Annotated in this window: 18 protein-coding genes and 1 pseudogene; 13 read left to right on the forward strand and 6 right to left on the reverse strand. The window is 66.1% G+C overall.

What is annotated here, in order from left to right; all coding sequences use genetic code 11:
- The first annotated feature begins 13 nt into the window (after positions 1-13).
- The 5 genes from FPZ47_RS01805 (at position 14) to FPZ47_RS01825 (ending at position 5142) form a co-directional block, all read left to right on the forward strand.
- Positions 14-1219, forward strand: a complete 1206-nt coding sequence (locus tag FPZ47_RS01805) for an acyl-CoA dehydrogenase family protein (protein WP_144945331.1) — start codon at positions 14-16, stop codon at positions 1217-1219.
- 50 nt (positions 1220-1269) lie between these two features.
- Positions 1270-2301 carry an acyl-CoA dehydrogenase family protein gene (locus FPZ47_RS01810; protein WP_144945633.1) on the forward strand — a complete coding sequence of 344 codons (1032 nt, stop codon included), beginning with the start codon at positions 1270-1272 and terminating at the stop codon, positions 2299-2301.
- A gap of 24 nt (positions 2302-2325) precedes the next feature.
- The gene (locus FPZ47_RS01815; RefSeq protein ID WP_144945328.1) at positions 2326-3468 is read left to right on the forward strand and encodes an acyl-CoA dehydrogenase family protein; all 1143 of its coding nucleotides are present in this window, start codon (positions 2326-2328) and stop codon (positions 3466-3468) included.
- Between the two features lie 109 nt (positions 3469-3577).
- On the forward strand, positions 3578-4318 hold the full coding sequence (locus FPZ47_RS01820) for a FadR/GntR family transcriptional regulator (RefSeq protein WP_144945325.1): 741 nt from the start codon (positions 3578-3580) through the stop codon (positions 4316-4318).
- Positions 4315-5142, forward strand: a complete 828-nt coding sequence (locus tag FPZ47_RS01825) for a PaaI family thioesterase (protein ID WP_144945322.1) — start codon at positions 4315-4317, stop codon at positions 5140-5142. Before FPZ47_RS01820 ends, FPZ47_RS01825 begins: the two co-directional genes overlap by 4 nt.
- On the opposite strand, the gene FPZ47_RS01830 is transcribed toward FPZ47_RS01825, so the two are convergent.
- Complete coding sequence (locus FPZ47_RS01830) at positions 5114-7273, reverse strand: tannase/feruloyl esterase family alpha/beta hydrolase (RefSeq protein ID WP_144945319.1); 2160 nt, start codon at positions 7271-7273, stop codon at positions 5114-5116. The two genes, FPZ47_RS01825 and FPZ47_RS01830, sit on opposite strands and share 29 nt — an antisense overlap.
- Before the next feature lie 112 nt (positions 7274-7385).
- Here FPZ47_RS01830 and FPZ47_RS01835 point away from each other — a divergent pair, with 112 nt between their 5' ends.
- The gene (locus tag FPZ47_RS01835; RefSeq protein ID WP_144945316.1) at positions 7386-8051 is read left to right on the forward strand and encodes a TetR family transcriptional regulator; all 666 of its coding nucleotides are present in this window, start codon (positions 7386-7388) and stop codon (positions 8049-8051) included.
- 63 nt (positions 8052-8114) lie between these two features.
- Here FPZ47_RS01835 and FPZ47_RS01840 read toward each other — a convergent pair whose 3' ends face one another.
- The 3 genes from FPZ47_RS01840 to FPZ47_RS01850 are packed head-to-tail and all read right to left on the reverse strand — an operon-like array spanning position 8115 to position 11314.
- A complete protein-coding gene (locus FPZ47_RS01840; RefSeq protein ID WP_144945313.1) occupies positions 8115-8924 on the reverse strand; it encodes an enoyl-CoA hydratase/isomerase family protein in 810 nt (269 codons plus the stop codon).
- 12 nt (positions 8925-8936) lie between these two features.
- The gene (locus tag FPZ47_RS01845) at positions 8937-10097 is read right to left on the reverse strand and encodes a thiolase C-terminal domain-containing protein (RefSeq protein ID WP_144945310.1); all 1161 of its coding nucleotides are present in this window, start codon (positions 10095-10097) and stop codon (positions 8937-8939) included.
- Positions 10094-11314, reverse strand: a complete 1221-nt coding sequence (locus FPZ47_RS01850) for an OB-fold domain-containing protein (RefSeq protein ID WP_144945307.1) — start codon at positions 11312-11314, stop codon at positions 10094-10096. Before FPZ47_RS01850 ends, FPZ47_RS01845 begins: the two co-directional genes overlap by 4 nt.
- 109 nt (positions 11315-11423) lie before the next feature.
- Here FPZ47_RS01850 and FPZ47_RS01855 point away from each other — a divergent pair, with 109 nt between their 5' ends.
- The 4 genes from FPZ47_RS01855 to FPZ47_RS01870 are packed head-to-tail and all read left to right on the forward strand — an operon-like array spanning position 11424 to position 15332.
- Positions 11424-12287 (forward strand): SDR family oxidoreductase, encoded by an 864-nt coding sequence (locus FPZ47_RS01855; RefSeq protein WP_144945304.1) that lies wholly within the window; start codon positions 11424-11426, stop codon positions 12285-12287.
- Positions 12288-12296: 9 nt separating this feature from the next.
- Positions 12297-13448, forward strand: coding sequence for an acyl-CoA dehydrogenase family protein (locus tag FPZ47_RS01860; RefSeq protein WP_144945301.1), 1152 nt, complete (start codon positions 12297-12299; stop codon positions 13446-13448).
- Positions 13445-14542, forward strand: a complete 1098-nt coding sequence (locus FPZ47_RS01865) for an acyl-CoA dehydrogenase family protein (RefSeq protein ID WP_144945298.1) — start codon at positions 13445-13447, stop codon at positions 14540-14542. Before FPZ47_RS01860 ends, FPZ47_RS01865 begins: the two co-directional genes overlap by 4 nt.
- A gap of 10 nt (positions 14543-14552) precedes the next feature.
- Entirely contained in the window at positions 14553-15332 is a 780-nt protein-coding gene (locus tag FPZ47_RS01870) for an SDR family oxidoreductase (protein WP_144945295.1), read from the forward strand.
- A gap of 11 nt (positions 15333-15343) precedes the next feature.
- Here the strand turns inward: FPZ47_RS01870 and FPZ47_RS01875 are convergent, their stop codons facing one another.
- Positions 15344-16171, reverse strand: coding sequence for an enoyl-CoA hydratase/isomerase family protein (locus tag FPZ47_RS01875; protein ID WP_144945292.1), 828 nt, complete (start codon positions 16169-16171; stop codon positions 15344-15346).
- A gap of 166 nt (positions 16172-16337) precedes the next feature.
- On the opposite strand from FPZ47_RS01875, the gene FPZ47_RS01880 reads away from it, so the two are divergent.
- The 3 genes from FPZ47_RS01880 to FPZ47_RS01890 all read left to right on the forward strand — a co-directional run bounded on the left by FPZ47_RS01880 (position 16338) and on the right by FPZ47_RS01890 (position 19150).
- Complete coding sequence (locus tag FPZ47_RS01880; RefSeq protein ID WP_144945288.1) at positions 16338-17165, forward strand: mycofactocin-coupled SDR family oxidoreductase; 828 nt, start codon at positions 16338-16340, stop codon at positions 17163-17165.
- A gap of 13 nt (positions 17166-17178) precedes the next feature.
- Positions 17179-17976, forward strand: a complete 798-nt coding sequence (locus FPZ47_RS01885; protein WP_144945284.1) for an SDR family oxidoreductase — start codon at positions 17179-17181, stop codon at positions 17974-17976.
- Positions 17977-18037: 61 nt separating this feature from the next.
- Positions 18038-19150, forward strand: coding sequence for a cytochrome P450 (locus FPZ47_RS01890; RefSeq protein ID WP_246133195.1), 1113 nt, complete (start codon positions 18038-18040; stop codon positions 19148-19150).
- Position 19151: 1 nt separating this feature from the next.
- Here FPZ47_RS01890 and FPZ47_RS01895 read toward each other — a convergent pair.
- Positions 19152-19453: pseudogene (locus FPZ47_RS01895) on the reverse strand (AMP-binding enzyme); the annotation flags it as partial.
- Positions 19454-19537 lie beyond the last annotated feature (84 nt).

Consider the following 19537-nt stretch of genomic DNA (forward strand, 5'->3'; position numbering starts at 1 on the left):
AAGGGGGGGTCGGTTGTCCGTCCCTGTCGACAGCGCCATTGACAGCAGTGGCCGACTCGAATATGCGGCCGACGTCGCGTCGTACCGCCAAGACTTCAGGCGTTACCTCCGTGACCTGGAAACAGCCGACGATTGGCGCTCGGCCGCATTCACCAGCGCCGAGGACGGCCTGGCCCACGACGCTCAAGTGATGGCACGGCTGCACTCCGACGGCTGGAACCGGTATGGCTGGCCGGAGGCGGCCGGGGGTCTCGGTGGAAACGAAATCCACCGGGCCGTGTACTACGAGGAACTCGGCTACGCGATGCTGCCGATACCGGCCCAACACTGGACGCTGGAGACCCTGGGCCCCGCCCTGCTCAAGTTCGCTCCCGGGCTGGCCGCGGCCTACCTGCCCGGCTACCTCAGCGGCGCCGAATGGTGGGGCCAGAGCTTCTCCGAACCCGAGTCCGGCAGCGACCTCGCCACGCTGCGCACCCGCGCGGTCGCTGATGGCGACGGCGGCTTCGTCATCAACGGCCAGAAGATCTGGACGAGCCAGGGCCCGACGGCCACCCGGCTGCTCGCGCTGGTGCGCACCGGAACGCCCGAGAGCCGCCACCGCGGACTGACGATGCTCATGGTCGACGCCGACGCACCAGGGGTCACCATCCGGCCGATCGCGCTGGCAAGTGGCCGTCGCGAACTGGCCGAAGTGTTCTTCGACGATGTCAGGGTCGACCGCGAACGGGTGATCGGCGACGTCGACGGTGGCTGGGCGGTGGCGATGCACCTGATGCAGTACGAACGTGGCATGTACGGCTACGCCGTCCTCAACAAAGTGCTCACCGAGCTGAGCCGGCTGCGGGAGGACATGGCGATCGCCGGTGCGACCGACGCGCAGCGCCAGCGCTTCGCCCAGGTCTACGTCGACGTGGTTGCCGCCCAGGCCCGGACCGCCACCACCGTCCGGCGACTGGCCGCGGGTGAATCGGTCGGCGCGGACAGCAGCATCGACAAACTCCTCTTCGGCCGGGCCGAAAAACAGGTGAACGACCTGGTCCTCGAGATCGGCAGGGAGCGGATGCTGGCCGGAACCGGTCGCGGCGGCGCGGCACTGAACACCGCGCGCGCCGAGTGGTGGTACTCGCGGGCCGCCACGATCATGGGCGGCACAGCCGAAGTCCAGCGCGGCATCATCGCCGACCACCTCCTCGGGTTGCCCAAGGAGAGAAGATGAGCCGCGCCCGCGACGATGCGGGCCGCTTGGCGGCCCGAGGAGCCGCGCCCATGAGCCAGGAAGGTCAGCCGATCGACGAGTCGTGGCCAATGGTCGAGGAAGCCGTGTTCCGTCTCTTTGAAGAACTGGCAGGCAAGTCCGGCAACGGTGCCGTCCCCGCAGCGACATCGGGCTCGGCGGAACACGTGGCGATCGGTCCGCGTCTGGCCGAGCTGGGCTGGTCGGATATCGAAGCCGAGTATCCCGTCGAGGCGTGCGAGCTGCTGTTCCGCGCCCAGGGGCGATCGCTGGCCCTCACTGACTGCCTTGATCGCGTCATGTTGGCCGAGCTCGCCGAACTGCTCGACGAACCCGCCGACCACGTTCTGCTGCCCGGGCTGAGCCCTGGACATATTCCGGGTTCCGATGACGGTCGGGTGTCGGGCATCGTGCTCGGCCCACTCGAGGGTCGGTTGGTCGTTCCGGTGTCGAGGCCGATGGGGGCGGTGTCCGTGGGTGTGGTCGACTCGTCGCGGCTCGACGGCGAGCGCATGGACACCTTCGACGCGTCGGCGTGCTGGACTCGGGTCAGTGGTCCGCTGGACGCCAGCCTCGTCGAAGCGTCCACCGAATGGGACCGGGCGATGGCCGCGGCACGCCGGGCGCTGGCCACCGAATTGGTGGCGCTAGCCGAGCAGGTGTTGCGCATCGCGGTCGAACACGTCAGCGTGCGCATGCAATTCGGCGCCCCCATCGGGTCGTTCCAATCGCCGCGCCACGCGCTGGCCGATGCGTCGGCGGTGCTGGCCGGCGCGCGGGCGCTGCTCGGCGAGTCCTGGCGCTACGGCGGCCGGCTATCGGCCGTAACCGCCAAGGCCGCGGCCGGGCGGGCACACCGCGCGGTCAGCGACGTGGCGTTGCAGGTGTGCGGCGCGATCGGCCTGACCGCCGAGCACGACCTGCACCGTTACGTCACGCGTGGCTTCCAGGTTGATGCTCTCTGTGGGTCGCACGATCACCTCGAAGCGCTGCTCGGCGAACAGCTGTTCGAGATCTACGCTCCGGGCCGTGCATTGCCCGCCATCGTCACGTGGTCTGACTAGAAGAAAGCCGAGCAAAGGGAGTCCATGCGCCGCAACATCTTCGACGAGATCCACGACGACTTCCGAGCCAGCGCTCGCGAGTTCTTCGAGCGGGAATGCGTGCCGAACATTGAGAAGTGGGAACGCGACGGCAAAGTCAGTCGCGAGGCGTGGCTGGCCGCGGGGGCCGCCGGCCTTATCGGGTGGGAGTTCGACGAAAAGTACGGCGGCCTTGGGGTCAAGGATTTCCGGTTCAACCAGATCATCTCCGAGGAGATGTTCCTGACCGGATCGGTGGGCATCGGTCTTGGCGTCCAGAACGACATCCTGGTGCCCTACCTCAACCACCTCACCACCGACGAACAGAAGGCCCGCTGGCTGCCCAAGTTCGTCTCCGGTGACTACATCGGCTCGATCGCGATGTCAGAGCCTGCGGCCGGATCCGACCTGGCGGGCATCAAGACCACCGCACGTGACGAGGGCGACCACTGGGTTGTCAACGGCCAGAAGACGTTCATCAGCAACGGCCTGCTGTCCAAGCTGGTGCTGACTGCCGTGAAGACCGACCCGACCGCCAGGCACAAGGGCATCAGCCTGCTGATGATCGAGGATGGCATGGAGGGCTTCACCCGCGGCCGCAAGCTCGACAAGATCGGCCAGTACTCCGCCGATACGGCGGAGTTGTTCTTCGAGGATGTCAAGGTGCCCAAGGAGAACTTGGTCGGCGAGCTCAACCGCGGCTTTTACCATCTGGTCTCCAATCTGCCCAGCGAGCGGGTCGGCGTGGCCTGTTACGCGCTGCCCGCCGCTCGTCGAGCACTGGACCTGACCAAGGCGTATGCGCTCGAACGCACCGCGTTCGGTCAGCCGATCGGCAAGTTTCAGGTCAACAGGCACTTCCTCGCCGAAATGCAGACCAAACTCGATGCCGCTCAGACCTACCTCGACCAATGCGTGCTGTCGGTCAACGACGGCACATTGTCCGATCAGGATGCCGCAGGCCTTAAATGGTGGACCTCAGAAGTTCAGTGGGAGATCATCGACCGCTGCCTACAGATGTACGGCGGCTACGGCTATATCAACGAGTACGAAGTGGCGAGGCTCTGGCGGGATTCGCGGGTGCAGCGGCTCTACGCCGGCACCACCGAGATCATGAAGGATCTCATGGGACGGGCGATGGGGTACTAGGGGTGACGTTGCTTACTGACTGGCGCCAATCGCTGGATCGACCGGCTGGTTCGGCTAACCTTCTAAACGGTTATTTGATTCGCAAATTTGCATAGCGGTGGAGGTTGCAATGGAGGTCACCAGTCTTCGGGAACCGAAGATGGCCGATCGGGTGGCCACGGTGTTGCGGCGGATGTTTATCCGCGGCGAAATCGCCGAGGGCACCATGCTCCCCCCGGAATCAGAGCTGATGGAGCGTTTCGGCGTGTCCCGGCCGACACTGCGGGAAGCGTTCCGCGTGCTCGAGTCCGAGTCGCTGATTCAGGTCCAGCGAGGCGTGCGCGGCGGGGCCCGCGTCACTCGACCCCGGCGCGAGACACTCGCCCGCTACGCCGGCTTGATCCTCGAATACGAAGGCGTCACGGTCAAGGACGTCTACGACGCCCGGGTGACTCTGGAAGTTCCGATGGTCGAGCAGTTGGCCAAGGACCGCAACCCCAAGGTGATCGCCGAACTCGAGCAGATCGTCGAACGTGAGTCGCAGCTGAAGCCCGGCAGCGAAGCGGTCGATCAGCTCACTGACTTTCACGCCGCGATCGCACGGTTGTCTGGCAACAGCACCCTGCAAATCGTCAGCGACATGCTGCATCACATCATCGAGAAGGCCAACCGGTCGCTCCAGCCCACCAAAGGCACGCGCGCCGAGCAGGCGGTCCGTCGCTCAGCGAAAACCCACCGGATGGTGCTGGACATGATCAAGGATGGCGACGCCGAGAAGGCCGGCCAGCTCTGGAAGCGCCATCTGCAGAAGGCAGAGGAGTTCGTCCTGACCGGCGCCGAATTGTCCACTGTCGTAGACCTTCTCGAATGACAGGTGTCGACGAGCAGGTAAACCAGCACGATCTCGAGACACCCGACTCGATACAAGTCCGATTCGGTATCGAGTACGTCGAATCGCGCCCGGCGGAAGCCATTGCCGCGCTGACCATGCCGATGGAAAGGTGTCGCAATCCTTTCACGGGAGCGCCGACGATCGGCCCGTTGGCCATCCTCGTGGACGCGGCGGCCGGCATCGTCAACCACTATCGGCGTCGGCCCGGCCAGTGGACGGTATCGAGCGAGTTGTCGATGGATCTTGGCCTGGACGGCATTGGGGACCTCGACGGTCCCGTGCTGGCCACCGCGCACACACTTGGTCCGCTCGGTACGACTTCGCTCGGGATCTGCACGCTGACCTACCGCGGAACGGTGATCGGCGGCGGCACGGTGCGGTCGTTCTTCATCGACGCCGATGACGTTGTCCCCCAGCAACGGCCGGAGACCCTGCGCAGGTCGGCTGAGACCACGTTCGCCGAACTGATGGCGGTGCACGTCGCCGAGGATGGTCCGGCAACGGTGCTGGCGCAGCGCGTCGACCGCAACCTGAACAACGACATTGACATCGTGCATGGGGGCGTGGCCACCGCCGGCTTGGAGCTCGCGGCATCGGCGGCCCTGAACCGGGACCGTTCCGACGGTCTGCTGCAGACCGCGTCGCTGCGAGTGAACTTTCTGCGTCCGTTCTTCGCCGGCACTAAATCCCGCTATGAGGGCACGCCGCTACGCGTAGGTCGCAACACCGGCGTGGGCGATGCGCAGGCCATCGGCGACGACGGCAAAGTGGCGATCACCGCGCGGGTGACCGCCTACCGCTGAGGTCGATCGCGCACGAGACGACCACACGGACCTGCGCGACGTTGGCAATTCGGCACGAGCTCGCGGCAAGGTCACCATCTCGATGCGAATGGACTCTGCCGGTCACGAAATACTCGCCTGGCCGATCGAACGCGTGCTTGGTGGAGAGGGTGACGGACGCCGCCGATCCGTCGACGCCGTCGTGGCTGAACGGGAAGAGGCCGGTGCCGTCGAAATCCCAGTCGGCGGACACGATCGTGCCGGCGCCCGGAGGCACCGTCGCTCGAAGCTTCAGCTCGACCGCTTCGCCCACCCCCACCTCCGCTCGCTCGCCGCCGTTGGCGGTGACCGCGATGACGGCTTGGATCCCGCGGCGCTCGGCGGCGTCCGGGGACAGGATCACCTTGTTCTCGGCGAAGCCGAAGGCGGTGTCGACGGGCTCGATGCCGTCCTCCACCCACGCGATCAGATCAGCCAGCGATTGCTCGATGTACGGCATGTAGTCGATCAGCCAGGTGTTGCTGGCCCGGTTGGGTAGTGAGGGCACCATCATCGACGGGCCGTGCTCGGCGTTCTCGACCCAGCGGAGCCGGAACCGCTCCTTGGCGCCCTCCTCCCCCTGCGCCCGCAGCACGGCTTCGCGATAGATGATTCCCTGCGGGGGCCATAGCGACGAGTCCTTGGTGTGGTGGACCCAGATGAGCTTGCCGCTGTAGAGCCCAGAGTAGCCAACGCCCATGAGGGCCGACTGCCGCGGAACGGGGTGCTGCGGGTACACGGGTCGATCATCCACGCGCAGGGAATCGAACTGTGGATCGCTCATCAGGTGGTGCCGGGCGAAGTAATGGAAGGCCAGGAAGTCGCGGTTGTCGACCTGTACCTCGTCGCCGGGTAGCACGTCGCTGAACCGGAGCAGGTTAGCCTCGCCCACGCCGTCGCAGTAAAAGACGTCGTCGGCGTGGGCTCCGCAGTAGAGCCGCCGCCCGGCCGCCGCTCCGGTGAGCACGGTGACGCTCGCGCCGAGCCGATAGCCCGTCTCCCCGAGGCCTTCGAGCTCGACCACCATGGGCAGCGACGGATCTCCGCCAAGGCTTGAGAAGACCAGGATCAGCAGGCGGAAGTTCTGGTGCCGGGGCTCGAGGAAGCGCGGATCCGCCAGGACGTCGGCGCCGGTGAGCACTTTCGCCACTGTGGCTCGTTCGTTCAGGATGTCGCGCTCGACGAGGCCCGGCTGGTCGAAGCCGACGTAGCCGGGCTTGGTCCAGAAATCCTCGAAGTAGGCGGGGTCCTGCTCGAGCAGCGATGTGGCCATCGAGGTCCAGAGCCACATCTGGCCGAGGGGCTTGCCGATCATGTACTCGTCGCCACGCGGGAAGCCCTGCCGGTACAGGCTGGCCAGCTCCTCGCGCTGGTGGGTGGTCAACCCGACGAAGGGATCGCCATGCCCGCCGGGGGCCATAGCGTCGGCGATCGCGTCCGTCTTGTCGCCGAGCAGGCGCTGGCAGTTGAACATCGTGGCGAACGACATCACCTGGGCGCCCTCGATCTTCTCCGTGCTGCCATGCTCCACGATCGGCCCGCCGCCCATGAACGGCAGCGCGCCGTCCCAAGCGTCGGGCGCGTTCTCGAGGCACAGGGGCGACCGCCGCCCTCCGCCCGACCCTCCCCAGACGTAGGCGTGGCGGGGCACCTCGCCATAGACCTGCGCGGCGACGAACTTGGCCAGTCGGGCCGTCTCGGCGCTGGCGCGGTGTCCGTAGAGCGTCGGGTCGTCGCCCCTTCGGGGGTCGAGGTCGTCGCCGATATGACCCTGGTTGGACTCCACCATGCAACCACCGAGGCGGGCGCACATCCGCAGCCCACCAAGGAAATCCGCCATCAGGCCGTTGTCGAAGGCGTTCTCGTGGCCACCGTGAGCGCCCTCGAGCGGCTGAAGGATCCGTCCGCGGTACTGCCCGTCGGTCGGGAACCAGAACGCCCAGCGAGTGGCGGTGTCCGCGAACCCACCGTGGACGTAACGATGCGCGATCGGTTCCGATCGCTCCTCGTCGACGTCCACGTACGGCGTACCGAAGAACCCGTCCGTCGACACGTATCCTGCAACGTCGATCGTGCCGTTTCCGATCTCGGAACGCCGGCCAGTCTCGGTCATCGATGCCTCCCCGCAGTCGCATCGCCGCCACTACGCCGCCCGCTGGGCGTAAATAGTTGCGGGTGTCTGCCAACTCTGGCACTCACTGCCATACGTTGTCTAGAGTCGTGTCGTGATAACCAAGGCCGCCGCGCCATCCCCGCTTGCCGAGGAAGGGGTCTGGGATCGTCGCCGTCGCCTCGTCGCGGGCGAGATCGAGCAGGTCGCGCTCCGGTTGTTCGCCGAACAGGGATACGACAACGTCACGACCGACGACATCGCCCGGGCATGCAACATCTCCGCACGGACGTTCTTCCGGTACTTCGCTACGAAGCGGGACGTGCTCCTCGCGGTCCCGCGCCGCAGCCTCGTCGTCCTGTGCGACGCGGTGGACCAGCGCGCCGCAAACGAGGACCTCCTGACCTCGTGGCGAGCGGCCGCCATCGGTGTCCTCGGTGGTGACGAGGTCGATCTCGCCCTGATCGAGCAGCTCAAGGTGCTCGTCCGCGACAGCCCGGACCTCGTCGACACGATCAACGGCGACGCCGAACTCACCGAGCGATTCGTGCGGACCAACGCCGAGCGGCTCGGCGTCGACCCGGCGACGGACCTGCGTCCGATCATCGTCGCAGGGGCTGTGCGCAACGCGCTGATCGCGGCATTGGACCAGTGGTCCTCCGGCCGGGCCGACGACCTCGTGCGATCCTTCGGGGAGGCCTTCGACATCCTCGCTCGCCTCGGCGCGATCGGTGGCCGACGCGCCGCCAAGACCTCGCATTCGCGCACCCGTCGCACGTAACCGATCCGACGTGTGACGCGGTCACCGCTCGAACGGCGTTGCGCCCCAGGGGCCGACGAGCCCCTACTTCTTCGAGCGTGCCCGGAACGCGGCCACCCGCTCCTTGAATTCCGGGGTGGAGAACGACGTGTACTCCTCGGCCAGCGCGTACTCCAGCACACCGAGCGCGGCTCGCGACAGGTGCATGTTCATCGCAACCTTGCTGGCGCGCAGTGCCTGGGGCGGCAGACCGGCCAACCGCTCCCCTATCGCGAGCGCCTCGTCCAGCACAGTGTCATCGGTGGCCACTTTGGTGACAAGGTTCAGCTTGTCCGCAATTGCCGGAGTGATCCGATCCCCCAGCAGCACATACTCTTTGGCCTTCATCAGACCGATCAGCAGCGGCAGCATTGCCGCGCCGCCGTCGCCGGCCACCAACCCGACCGCGACGTGCGGGTCGGCCAGATAGCTGCTCTCCCCCATCACCAGGAAGTCACTCAGCAACGCGATCGAACAACCCAGACCGACAGCCGGGCCGTTGACCGCCGACACCAGCGGCTTGGGGAAGTTGATCACCTCCAGGAAAACCGTGCGGGCCTCGGCGATCTGGAACTGGCGGGCCACCGCGTCGTCGATCAGACGTCCGAACATCACCATGTCGCCGCCGGCTGAGAACGCCTTGCCGATACCGGTCGTCACCACCGCCCGCACGTCGTCGTCGGCAGTCAGTACCCGCCAGATCGTGGCGAACGCGTGGTGGACCTGCTCGTTGACGGCGTTGAACGCCTCCGGCCGGTTGATGCTCACGACGTGGACGTTGCCGCGCTTCTCCACCAGTAGCCACGGCGCAAATCCTTCGTAGCCAGGCAGAGTAGCGATCTCGGAAGTGGTCATGTGATGGTCCCGTCAGTTCTTCTCGTTGGAAAGGACGGTGACCGCGGAGACCGCGGTCGGCCCACCGATATTGTGGGCCAACGCGACTCGCGCACCGTCGACCTGATTCTCTGCTTCACCGCGAAGCTGATTGAACAGTTCGTAGCACTGTGCCACGCCCGTGGCACCCGGCGGGTGCCCCTTCGCCTTCAACCCGCCGCTCGGATTGATCGGAATCGACCCGCCGACGTAATGTTCACGGCCCTCGACCAGCTTGTAGGCCTCGTAACGATGGGCGAACCCCAAATCCTCGTAGCTGATCAACTCGACGCCGGTGAAGCAGTCGTGGACCTCGGCGACGTCGATGTCGCGCGGCGTCACGCCGGCCATCTTCATTGCTGCCTTGGCGGCGCGCACCGTCGGCGGGAAGGTCGTCATGTCGCCCTTGTGCTGGTGCATCACCCGGTCCATGCCCAGCCCGACGCCGCGAACCCAGACCGGACGGTCGGTGTAGCGGTCGACGACCTCCTCGGCGGCCAAGATCACCGCGGCCGCGCCATCGCTCTGCGGGGTGCAGTCGTAGAGGCCGAACGGTTCGACCACGATCGGCGCGGCCAGCGCCTGCTCAACGGTGATCTCGTAGCGCAGTTGAGCTTTCGGGTTCTTCACCGCGTGGAAATGGTTCTTCACCGCCACCATCGCCATGTGTTCCTTCGTCGCCGGCGATTCGTGCAGGTATCGCATCACGTGCAGCGCGAAGTTGGCCGGCGCAACCAGTCCCAAGGGGTAGTCCCAGGCGTTGTCGCGGGTCATCGCCGCCCAGTCCCAGAACGTGGTGTTCGATGAGGTTTCGCGGACCTTGTCGGCCCCGACCACGAGCACCACGTCGTAGAGGCCGGAGGCGATGGCGAGGGTGCCGTTTCGAATCGCATCATTGCCCGTCGCGCAGGCGTTTTCGACGCGGGTCACCGGAATCTCGGTGAGGTCGAGGGTGTCGGCCAAAATGCCGGACGGGAACCCGTCGGTCGTCGAAAGCTCACCGAACCACGCGGCTTCGATATCGGATTTCTCGATGCCCTTGTCTACCTTTGCGACCGCTTCGGCGTAGGCCATCGGGATCAGGTCCTTGACGCCAAGGGCGAAGTGTTCGGCAAAGGGCGTCATCCCCGCACCGACGATGGCAACGTTTCTCATGCAGCGGCTCCTTCCAGCGTCCGCCCCGGCCAGAATGCATAGCCGTAATCGGGGATGCCGGCGCGAATGGCGATCCTGCGCAACACCACTGAGCCCGGCTGTCCGATGGTCGCCTCGCCGGCGGGCACACCGGTGACCTTGAGCAGCACCCGCACGGGGCTGTCGTCGAGCTGAACGACGGCCAGTGAGTACGGGCTGGGCAGGTCGGGCACCGGGATCCGCACTGTGGTGTGGGTATAGACGGTGCCGGTGCGTGGCAGCGGCTTGAGCCGGTATTCGGTGGCCAACCGTCCGGCGTTGTCGACTCGCAGCCGCGGCGGGAACTGCGGCGCGGCGTCGATGCCCGGACTGTCCTCGAAAACCGCTGCTTCCCAACGGATTTTCGGCTCGAAAGCGCGCGCATATGCGGGCATCGAGATCGGGATGCCGACACCGTCGGCGACGCGGGCCTTCGGTAATTCCTGGGCCGGAAACTCGTCGCGGGCGATCCGGGTCGCGGTTTCCGCGGATGCGAGGTTGGCCGCGCTGATGCTGGACTGCTCGACCGCGAGCAACAGGCCCTCGATGCCCGCCTCAATCGCATCGGCCAACAGCAGGATGATCGCCGCGCTGGAGACAGCGGAGTCCGCAACGGCGTGCGTCGTATCGAAGTCGCCCGCGACATGCGCCAAGGGCACGCCTGTCACCGCGGCCAGCGTCGGAGTTCCGGTCAGGCCCAATCGGGTCAGGGTGGAGCGCACCCCGACCTCGCGTTGCAGCCGGGGGTCGACGTAGGCGTGGCGGGCGCCGTCGGCACCACGGGCGATCAACGGCAGGCTGCGCGTCTGGCGTGCCAGCGGGGTCACGATGGCGCCGTCATCGCCCGTGAGCACCGCGCCCGCCCCGGCCGCGAGATCGTTGTCGTCGGCGGCGATCACCAGGGTCCTTTCGCCGGCGCTGACGATTTGGTCCAACACCGCGGGTGCGCCGCCCAGCACCTCCGTCACGGCGGTGTCGGCCGGCAGCGACAACGCCGCCAATAGCACCGCGCCGTTGCCACCTTCCAACAGCGGAAAATCGCGAGACACCAGCACCACCCGTTGCGCCGTGGCGCCGGGATCGGCCGCGCGGCCGGCGGCGACGGCCATCGTCAGCGCGTCCTCGTCGGGACCCTTGACCCGCCGGTCGCGCACAGCCCAGGGCGGCAGATAGGTGCCGACCGAAAAGACCCGAGTCATAAATCCCCGCTTTTGTGGATGACTGCGCGTTACATCGCGCAACTAATGATCTATATAGTTATAGCATTCGACCGCATACTCTAGCGACCGACGGAAGGGTCAACGAACCGTGGGCAATCCCCATCCTCGCACTCTGGACGATCGCGTCGTGGTGATAACCGGCGCCAGCCGCGGCATCGGCGCCGCCATCGCCGAGCGGATCGCCGAAGACGGTGCGGCCGTGGCATTACTGGCCAAGACTGAGGCGCCGCATCCCAAGATCGCGGGCACCCTTGCCGAGACCGCGGACGCTGTGCAACGTGCGGGTGGCCGGGCGCTCCCGCTGACCTGCGACGTCCGGGACGCGGGCGCGGTGGCGTCGGCGATCGCTTCGGTGGCCGAGAAGTTCGGCGGCATCGACGTCATCGTCAACAACGCCGGGGCCCTGGATCTCCGGCCGACCGCGCAGTTGCCGCCTAAGAACCTGCGCCGGCTGCTGGAAATCAATGTGGAAGGGCCGTTCGCGGTGGTGCAGGCCGCACTTCCGCACCTGCGCCGGTCGGACAACGCGCACGTCGTCAACGTCTCTCCCCCGCTGAACATGGACCCCAGATGGGTAGGCGCCCACGTGGGGCACACCGTGGGCAAGTACGCCGAAAGCCTGCTCACCCTGGGCTGGGCCGAAGAGTTCGCCTCGGTGCCGATCGCAGTGAACTCGCTGTGGCCGGCCACCACGATCGCCAGCACCGGAATGATGGTCGCAATGGGAGAGGCAGCGGTACGCGCGCATGCCCGTAGCCCACAGATCATGGCCGAGGCGGTGCACGCGCTCGTCACCCGACCCGCCGCGGCGTGCAGCGGCCATTTCTACACGGACGAGCAGATCCTGCGGGAAGAAGGCCGCGAGGACCTGTCGGGCTACCTATTGGCCCCGAGCGAGGAGGACCTGACGCCCAACTTCTATCTCCTGTCGGCCCCGGTGCCCACGGTTTAGGAAGCGGCTGTGGTGAATTCGTTTGACGCGTTGAGCGCCCGTGAGCCCGAGTTGGTCAAGCTGCGGCTCACCGTGCGGGACTTCTTACAGTCCGACCGCGCTGAATTCGGGTGGCAGCCCGGCGTCGACTCGTGGTTGGCCGGATGGGACGAGGAGTTCTCCGCCCGGTTGGGCGCCGCCGGATTCACCGGCCTGACTATCCCGAAGCGGTACGGCGGCCACGGGCTGGGGCACCTGCACCGATACGTGGTGACCGAGGAGCTGATAGCGGCGGGTGCGCCTGTGGCGGCGCACTGGACCGCCGATCGCCAGGTCGCGCCGGGCCTGTTGACCTACGGCACCGAGGAGCAGCGCGAACGACTGTTACCGAAGATCGTTGCGGGCCAGCTCTATTCGTCGATTGGCATGAGCGAGCACGGCGCCGGATCCGATCTTGCTGCTGTGCAAACCAAGGCGGTGCGCGCCGACGGCGGCTGGCTGCTCTCCGGTAGCAAGGTGTGGACCAGCGGGGCCCACCATGCGCATCAGGTCGTCGTGCTGGCCCGCACCAGCCCGCCAGACCCCGAACACCGGCATGCCGGTTTCAGCCAGTTCTTGGTGCCGTGCAATGCCGAAGGCGTCTGCATCGAGCCCATCATCTTGATGTCGGGGGCACACCACTTCAACGAGGTGCTGCTCGATCAGGTCTTCGTTTCCGATGCTGACGTGCTCGGCGAAGTCGGCAACGGCTGGCACCAGGTCACCTCAGAGTTGTCGTTCGAACGCAGCGGACCCGAACGGATCCTGTCCACCGGTCCCCTGCTGTTCGCCGCCATCCGCGCACTCGGCCGTGGGCCTGCGCCCGATGACCGCACCGCAGCCGACATCGGCGACCTGATGGCGCGGTTGATCTCGCTGCGGCAGCTGTCGTTGTCGGTGGCCCGCACGCTCACCGACGGCGGCGATGCCGCCAATCAGGCGGCGCTGGTGAAGGACCTCGGCACGCGTTTCGAAGCGGAATCAGTGGGGTTGATCGCCGATCTGCTCGAGGCGGCACCGCCGAATTCTGAACTGGAGACGATGCTGAACACCGCGTGGCTGCACAAGCCCATGTTTACCTTGCGCGGCGGCACCAACGAGGTGCTGCGCGGCGTGATCGCCCGCGGAATGGGGCTGCGGTGAGCGCTCTGGCCGGCGGGGTATTCGCCGCGACCGACACCAGGGACGACGATGCGGAGCTGCGTCAACTCGTCGACGACCTTGGGCAGCGCGCCTACGACGCGGGGCTGGGCCACCGCGGCGTCCCAGACCAGTTCGACGCCGAGCTCTGGCGCAACCTCGAGGACACCGGGCTGGCCAGGCTGGCGAGCACGTCGGACATGGGAGCCGGCCCGCGCGAGTTGGCCGTTGCGCTCTACGGCGTGGCCCGCCACGCCGGCGCGGTGCCGTTGGCCGAAACCGACGCGCTTGCGGGGTGGCTCGGCCAGCAGGCTGGCATCGAGCTACCCGCCGGCCCGCTGAGCGTCGCGATCGCCGATGCCGAAACCGACAACGGCCGGGTCACCGGCACCGCGCACGCAGTGCCATGGGCAAGAGCGTGCACCGCCGCCGTACTGGCCGTCAGCACGCCCGCTGGACTTCAGGTCGGCGTGATCGACGTGACGCCCGGTGAGCTGCGAGAAGGTCACAACCTGGCAGGCGAACCCCGCGACTCGATTGCCTTTGACGTGTCGGCCGACCAGTTGCACGCCGTAGACCCGACGGTGGGCACCGAGCTGGCTCGGCGCGGCGCATGGTCACGCTGTGTGCAGACCATCGCAGTGTTGGATGCCGCCGCAGCGCTGTCGGTGGAGCACACCCGCCAGCGCGTCCAGTTCGGTCGTCCGCTCAGCGCTTTCCAGTCCGTGCAGCAGTCACTGGCCGGCATGGCCGGAGAGATCGAAAGAGCCCGTGCTGCTGCGGAATTGGCCGTTGCCGCCGCTGCCGAGCACGGCTTCGCGTCGCCTCACACCGACTACGCTGTCACCGTCGCCAAGGTGGCGGTCGGCCGGGCCGTCGGGCCGGTCACCAGCGTTGCCCACCAGCTGCACGGCGCGATCGGCGTCACCAGTGAGCATCCGCTATGGCTGTTCACCTTGCGCGCTCAGAGCTGGACCAGCGATTACGGCACTACCACGCACTTCGCGCGGCGACTCGGCCGGCTTGTCCTGGCCGGCGAGGACCCGTGGAGTTTGGTGACGGGGGATCTGACTCAATTGGAAAACAACAGTAGATAAGGGAGAACTAGTGACAGTGCAGCAATTCGAGGGCGCCTCGGCGATTGTCAGCGGAGGAGCCGGTGGCCTGGGCGAGGCGACGGTCCGTCGGCTCCATGCCGAAGGACTTGGCGTGGTGATCGCCGATCTCGCCGCCGACAAGGGCAAGGCGCTGGCCGACGAGCTGGGTAGCCGGGCACTGTTCGTCAGCACCGACGTAACGAGCGACGACAGCGTGCAGGGTGCCATCGAGCAGGCCAACCAGCTCGGTCAGCTGCGCTACGCGGTCGTTGCACACGGCGGCTTCGGGGTGGCCCAGCGGATCGTGCAGCGCGACGGCAGCCCGGCCGACATGGCCGGTTTCACCAAGACCATCAACCTGTATCTCACCGGCACCTACAACCTGACACGGCTAGTAGCGGCTACGGTAGCCGCCGCCGAACCCCGCGAGGACGGCGAACGGGGTGCCATCGTGATGACAGCCTCGGTTGCGGGCTATGAGGGTCAAATCGGCCAGACCGCTTATGCCGCAGCGAAAGCCGGTGTCATCGGGTTGACCATCGCTGCCGCTCGCGACCTCAGTTCGGTGGGCATCCGGGTCAACACCATCGCCCCTGGAACGATGAAGACGCCGATCATGGAGTCGGTCGGCGAGGAGGCTATCGCGAAGTTCGCTGCCAACATCCCGTTCCCGAAGCGACTGGGCACTCCAGCCGAGTACGCCGACGCCGCGACGTTTCTGCTGTCCAACGGCTACGTCAACGGCGAGGTAATGCGCCTCGACGGCGCCCAGCGGTTCACGCCGAAGTAGGCGCGACGGCGCTACAGTCGGCCGTCCAGCTGAAGCTCGGGGTGCACCCACGACGGCGAGTTCTTCTCCTTGAACGCGCGGAAACCCTCGCGTGCCTCGGGGCCGAACATGCTGGCCTGCATGCCGATTCGGTCGAACAAGCCCAGGTAGTTGTCCAGGCTGGCCTTGACCACGCCGCGCGCCGCCGGCGCGGTTCGACAGCATTGGGAGAGAAGTTCTTTGGCCACGTCCAGCAGGTCGTCGTGCGGAACCACCCTGGTCACCATGCCCCAGTCGAGGGCCTCCTGCGCGGTCAGCGTCCGCCCGGTGAACATCAGGTCTTTGGTACGGACCGGGCCGATCAAGCGCGCCAACACCTGGCTGTAATAGGTGTCGGCGATGCCTCGGAACAACTCGGGCACCCGGAAGGTGGCCCGATCGCTGACCACCGCGAGGTCGCTGCACATGGCGATTTGCAGACCACCGCCCTGAGCCAGGCCGTTGACCGCTGCCACGACGGGCTTGGGCGACTGCCGCAAGACGTCGAAGGGCGTTGCGTCCATTCCCATGGTCGCGGCGAAGTCCATCCAGTTGTCCTCGGCGGACTGGCCCAGATCGCCGCCCGGCGCGAACACGTCACCGGTTCCGGTGATGAGCAGGCCTGCGAGATCAGGATCGGCGTTGACCCGGCTAATCGCGTACCGGATACCGAAATACATCGCTGGCGTCATTGCGTTGCGCGCCTTGGGACGGTCCAGGGTGCAGATGGCGAACGCCCCGTCGCGTTCAAACCGCAGGAACGGGGTGCCCAACCAGTCACCATTGGGAGGACGGGGACCGCCATTGAGGCCATCGGACATGTGGAATTCCCTTCCAGAACGTGATTGTTTCGCCGAAACCAAAGTAGCGAAATAGTTGTATGATTCCAATTCTCCGGCGTAGCATCCTCGACGTGGCGTACGTCACTGCGTCGCGCCCCACCATCCCGCTGAGCGCGGCCGATTGCGAGCTACTGGAGGCATACGAATGGGTTCACTGGACGGCAGGGTCGTCTTCATCACCGGAGCCGCTCGCGGGCAAGGCCGTTCGCACGCGGTGATGTGCGCCGAGCAAGGTGCCGACATCATCGGTGTCGACATCTGCGAGAACCTCGACATCGTGCCCTATGCCCTGGGCACCGAAGACGATCTCGAGGAGACGGCCCGCCTGGTAGAGAAAACCGGCAGGAAGATGATCACCCGCAAGGCCGACGTTCGAGACTTCGCTGCGCTGCAGGATGCGTTCGACGCGGGCGTCAACGAGTTCGGCCACGTCGACACGGTGCTCGCCAACGCCGGGGTCGTGCTCACCAACGCCGACGAGCGCGACGCATCAGAGGCGCTGCGGCTAGGGCTCGACATCATGCTCATCGGGGTGTGGAACGCCTTCCAGGTGGCGATCCCGCACATGAAGGAACGTGGCGAGGGTGGCAACCTGATCGCGACGAGCTCAATGATCGCCCTACTGGACCTGACCGACGGGCGCGGCGGCAGCGACGCCTACCTGATGTCCAAGGTCGCCGTCGTCGGTCTGGTCCGCGCGTACGCGGCCATGCTTGCCCCCGACCGCATTCGCGTTAATGCGGTGGCGCCGACGAATTGCGCGACCCCGATGATCACCGACAACCCGGCGCTGTTCAAAGTGATCGAGGACAACCCTCGCATGGTCAACGCAGTCCAGACCGCGCTGCCGGACCTGCCGCTGATCGAGCCACGCGACGTGAGCAACGCGATCCTCTTCCTGATCAGCGACGCGGGCCGCTCATTCACCGGAAGCATGCTGAAGGTGGACGCCGGCATGGACGTACGGCGCTGACCGGGATTTTGCGATGGACTACGGAATCGACCGCCGATCGGCGCTGATCGTCGGCGGCAGTAAGGGAATCGGCTTCGAAGCCGCGAAACTGCTTGCCGCAGAGGGTGCGCGGGTTGCGGTACTGGCCCGCACCAAGTCCGACGTCGCCGCCGCCGCCGAATCGATTCGTAGCGAGGGCGGCACCGCGATCGGCGTCACCGCCGACGTCAGCAGCGCCGAGCAGCTTCAGAATGCGGTGCGAGAAGTGACCACCGAGCATGGACCGCCGCTCATCGTCATCGGTCAAGCCAAATACCAGAAACCCGGCGACTTCGCCGACATCACCGACGTGAGCATCTACCGCGAGTCCTTCGACATGCACACCACGAGCCAGATCCTGCTCCTGCATGCGGTGCTGCCCGCGATGAAGGAAGCGGGTTGGGGCCGCTTCGTCCACATCGGATCAGCCACAGCGAAGGAACCCGCGGGCAACATCCATCACGCGGTGGCCAATACCAGCCGTCCGTCGACGGTCGGACTACTCAAGACCGTCTCCGACGAGTACGCCCGATACGGAATCACCGTCAACACCGTCGCCCCCGGCTGGATCGAGACCGAGAACGCGCTGGCCTATCTGGATCAACACCTCGGCGCGAGCACCGAGCAGGAGCGCCGCGACTTCATGCTCACCCAGGCCCGCGTACCGGCGGCACGGATGGGGAAGCCTCGCGAGATCGCCTCACTCATCGCCTACTTGTGCTCAGCCCCTGCTGGATACGTCACCGGCAGTTGGATCGAAGTCGACGGTGGCTTGCATCGCTCGGCGTTCTGACGCTAGGAGAACACACGTGAAAACCCATGCCGTACCGGAACTCTCCTTCGCAGGTCTGCCTATGGCGGCGGACCGTGGGGTGGGATGGAAGACCGTGCGCGACGCCGGGCGGGTGGTGTTCATCGACGGCTGGTACTACCTAGCGCACCGCGAGGACGTGCTTGCCGCGCTGCGCAATCCGGAGTTGTTCTCGTCAAAGAAGGCCTTCGACGTGCTCGGCGCCCCGCTGCCGTTGGTACCCATCTCCTTCGACCCGCCCGAGCACACGCGATTCCGCAAGATCCTGCAGCCCTTCTTCAGCCCGCACACTTTAAAGGAACTCCTGCCCTCCCTTCAGAGACAGGCGATCGACATCGTCGACGACATCGCCAAGAAGGGTGAGTGCGAAGTCGTAGCCGACCTGGCGATTCCCTACCCGTCACAGGTGTTCCTGACGTTGTTCGGACTGCCGCTGGAAGATCGCGACCGGCTCATCGCATGGAAGGACTCAGTCATCGCGCTTGCAGAGTCACCGACGCTGGAAGGCGCTGACCTAACCCCCGCAATGGAATTGCTCGCCTACGTCTCCGAGGCGATCAACGAACGAAGGGCCAACCCCGGACCGGACATCCTGTCCCAAGTGCTCACCGGCGAGGACGCCCTCGACGATGCCGAGGTGATGGGGCTGAGTTTTCTATTCGTGCTCGCCGGGCTGGACACCGTCACGGCGGCGATGAGCACGGCGCTGCTGGAACTGGCCCGCAAGCCTTTGCTCCGCACCACACTGCGCGAGGATCCCAACCAGATGAGCGTGTTCGTCGAGGAGATCGTCAGGTTGGAGCCGCCCGCACCGATGTTGCCCCGGGTCACCACCGCGGAGGTCACCATCGGCGACATCACCCTTCCCCCGGATACCCAGGTGCGGCTGTGCATCGCCGCGATCAATCGTGACGACAGCGACGAGACCTCGACCGACGACGTGGTGATGGATGGAACGGTTCACCGGCACTGGGGCTTTGGTGGAGGGCCGCACCGCTGCCTCGGCTCTCACCTGGCACGCATGGAGCTCACGCTCGTCCTCGACGAATGGCTCAAACGCATCCCCGAGTTCTCGGTGGAGGCCGGCTACGAACCGCACATCGTGTTCCCTGCGCAGACCTTCTCGCTGGAACGCGTGCCGCTGAAGCTGGGCTGAGCTAGTCGCCGCGCGAGTATTTCTTGACGAGTTCCTGTTAGTACAGCTTGCCTGTGTCCGAGGCAGGTGCGCCTCGGACGAGAGCGACGGCGGACATTTGTAGTGCGCCAACCGGTTTCGTAGCCATTCCAAGAGCTCCGCGGCGAAACCGCCGTTGGCATCGGCCGGATCGACTGTCTGCACCACACCTTTGACGGCTTGACCCATCTCGTCGTCCGGAATACCGAACACCGCCGCGTCGAGCGCCTTGGGATGGGTGATCAGCAGATCTTCAGCTTCTTGCGGGTAGATGTTCACCCGCCCGAAATGAGGCTCTATTGCCATGAATGTGGATGACCTCATGTGTGGTATGGGAGCTCGAGGGTGACCGGCCCGCAGACGAGCATG

Origin of the sequence: Mycobacterium helveticum (assembly GCF_007714205.1) — a bacterium.
Classification (GTDB): Bacteria; Actinomycetota; Actinomycetes; order Mycobacteriales; family Mycobacteriaceae; genus Mycobacterium; species Mycobacterium helveticum.

Bases quoted from the DNA above. Each gene is read 5' to 3' on its own strand.
- FPZ47_RS01810 (WP_144945633.1), top strand. From the start codon at position 1,270: ATGAGCCAGGAAGGTCAGCCGATCGACGAGTCGTGGCCAATGGTCGAG.
- FPZ47_RS01815 (WP_144945328.1), top strand. From the start codon at position 2,326: ATGCGCCGCAACATCTTCGACGAGATCCACGACGACTTCCGAGCCAGC.
- FPZ47_RS01820 (WP_144945325.1), top strand. From the start codon at position 3,578: ATGGAGGTCACCAGTCTTCGGGAACCGAAGATGGCCGATCGGGTGGCC.
- FPZ47_RS01825 (WP_144945322.1), top strand. From the start codon at position 4,315: ATGACAGGTGTCGACGAGCAGGTAAACCAGCACGATCTCGAGACACCC.
- FPZ47_RS01830 (WP_144945319.1), bottom strand. From the start codon at position 7,273: ATGACCGAGACTGGCCGGCGTTCCGAGATCGGAAACGGCACGATCGAC.
- FPZ47_RS01840 (WP_144945313.1), bottom strand. From the start codon at position 8,924: ATGACCACTTCCGAGATCGCTACTCTGCCTGGCTACGAAGGATTTGCG.
- FPZ47_RS01845 (WP_144945310.1), bottom strand. From the start codon at position 10,097: ATGAGAAACGTTGCCATCGTCGGTGCGGGGATGACGCCCTTTGCCGAA.
- FPZ47_RS01850 (WP_144945307.1), bottom strand. From the start codon at position 11,314: ATGACTCGGGTCTTTTCGGTCGGCACCTATCTGCCGCCCTGGGCTGTG.
- FPZ47_RS01875 (WP_144945292.1), bottom strand. From the start codon at position 16,171: ATGTCCGATGGCCTCAATGGCGGTCCCCGTCCTCCCAATGGTGACTGG.
- FPZ47_RS01880 (WP_144945288.1), top strand. From the start codon at position 16,338: ATGGGTTCACTGGACGGCAGGGTCGTCTTCATCACCGGAGCCGCTCGC.
- FPZ47_RS01885 (WP_144945284.1), top strand. From the start codon at position 17,179: ATGGACTACGGAATCGACCGCCGATCGGCGCTGATCGTCGGCGGCAGT.
- FPZ47_RS01890 (WP_246133195.1), top strand. From the start codon at position 18,038: ATGGCGGCGGACCGTGGGGTGGGATGGAAGACCGTGCGCGACGCCGGG.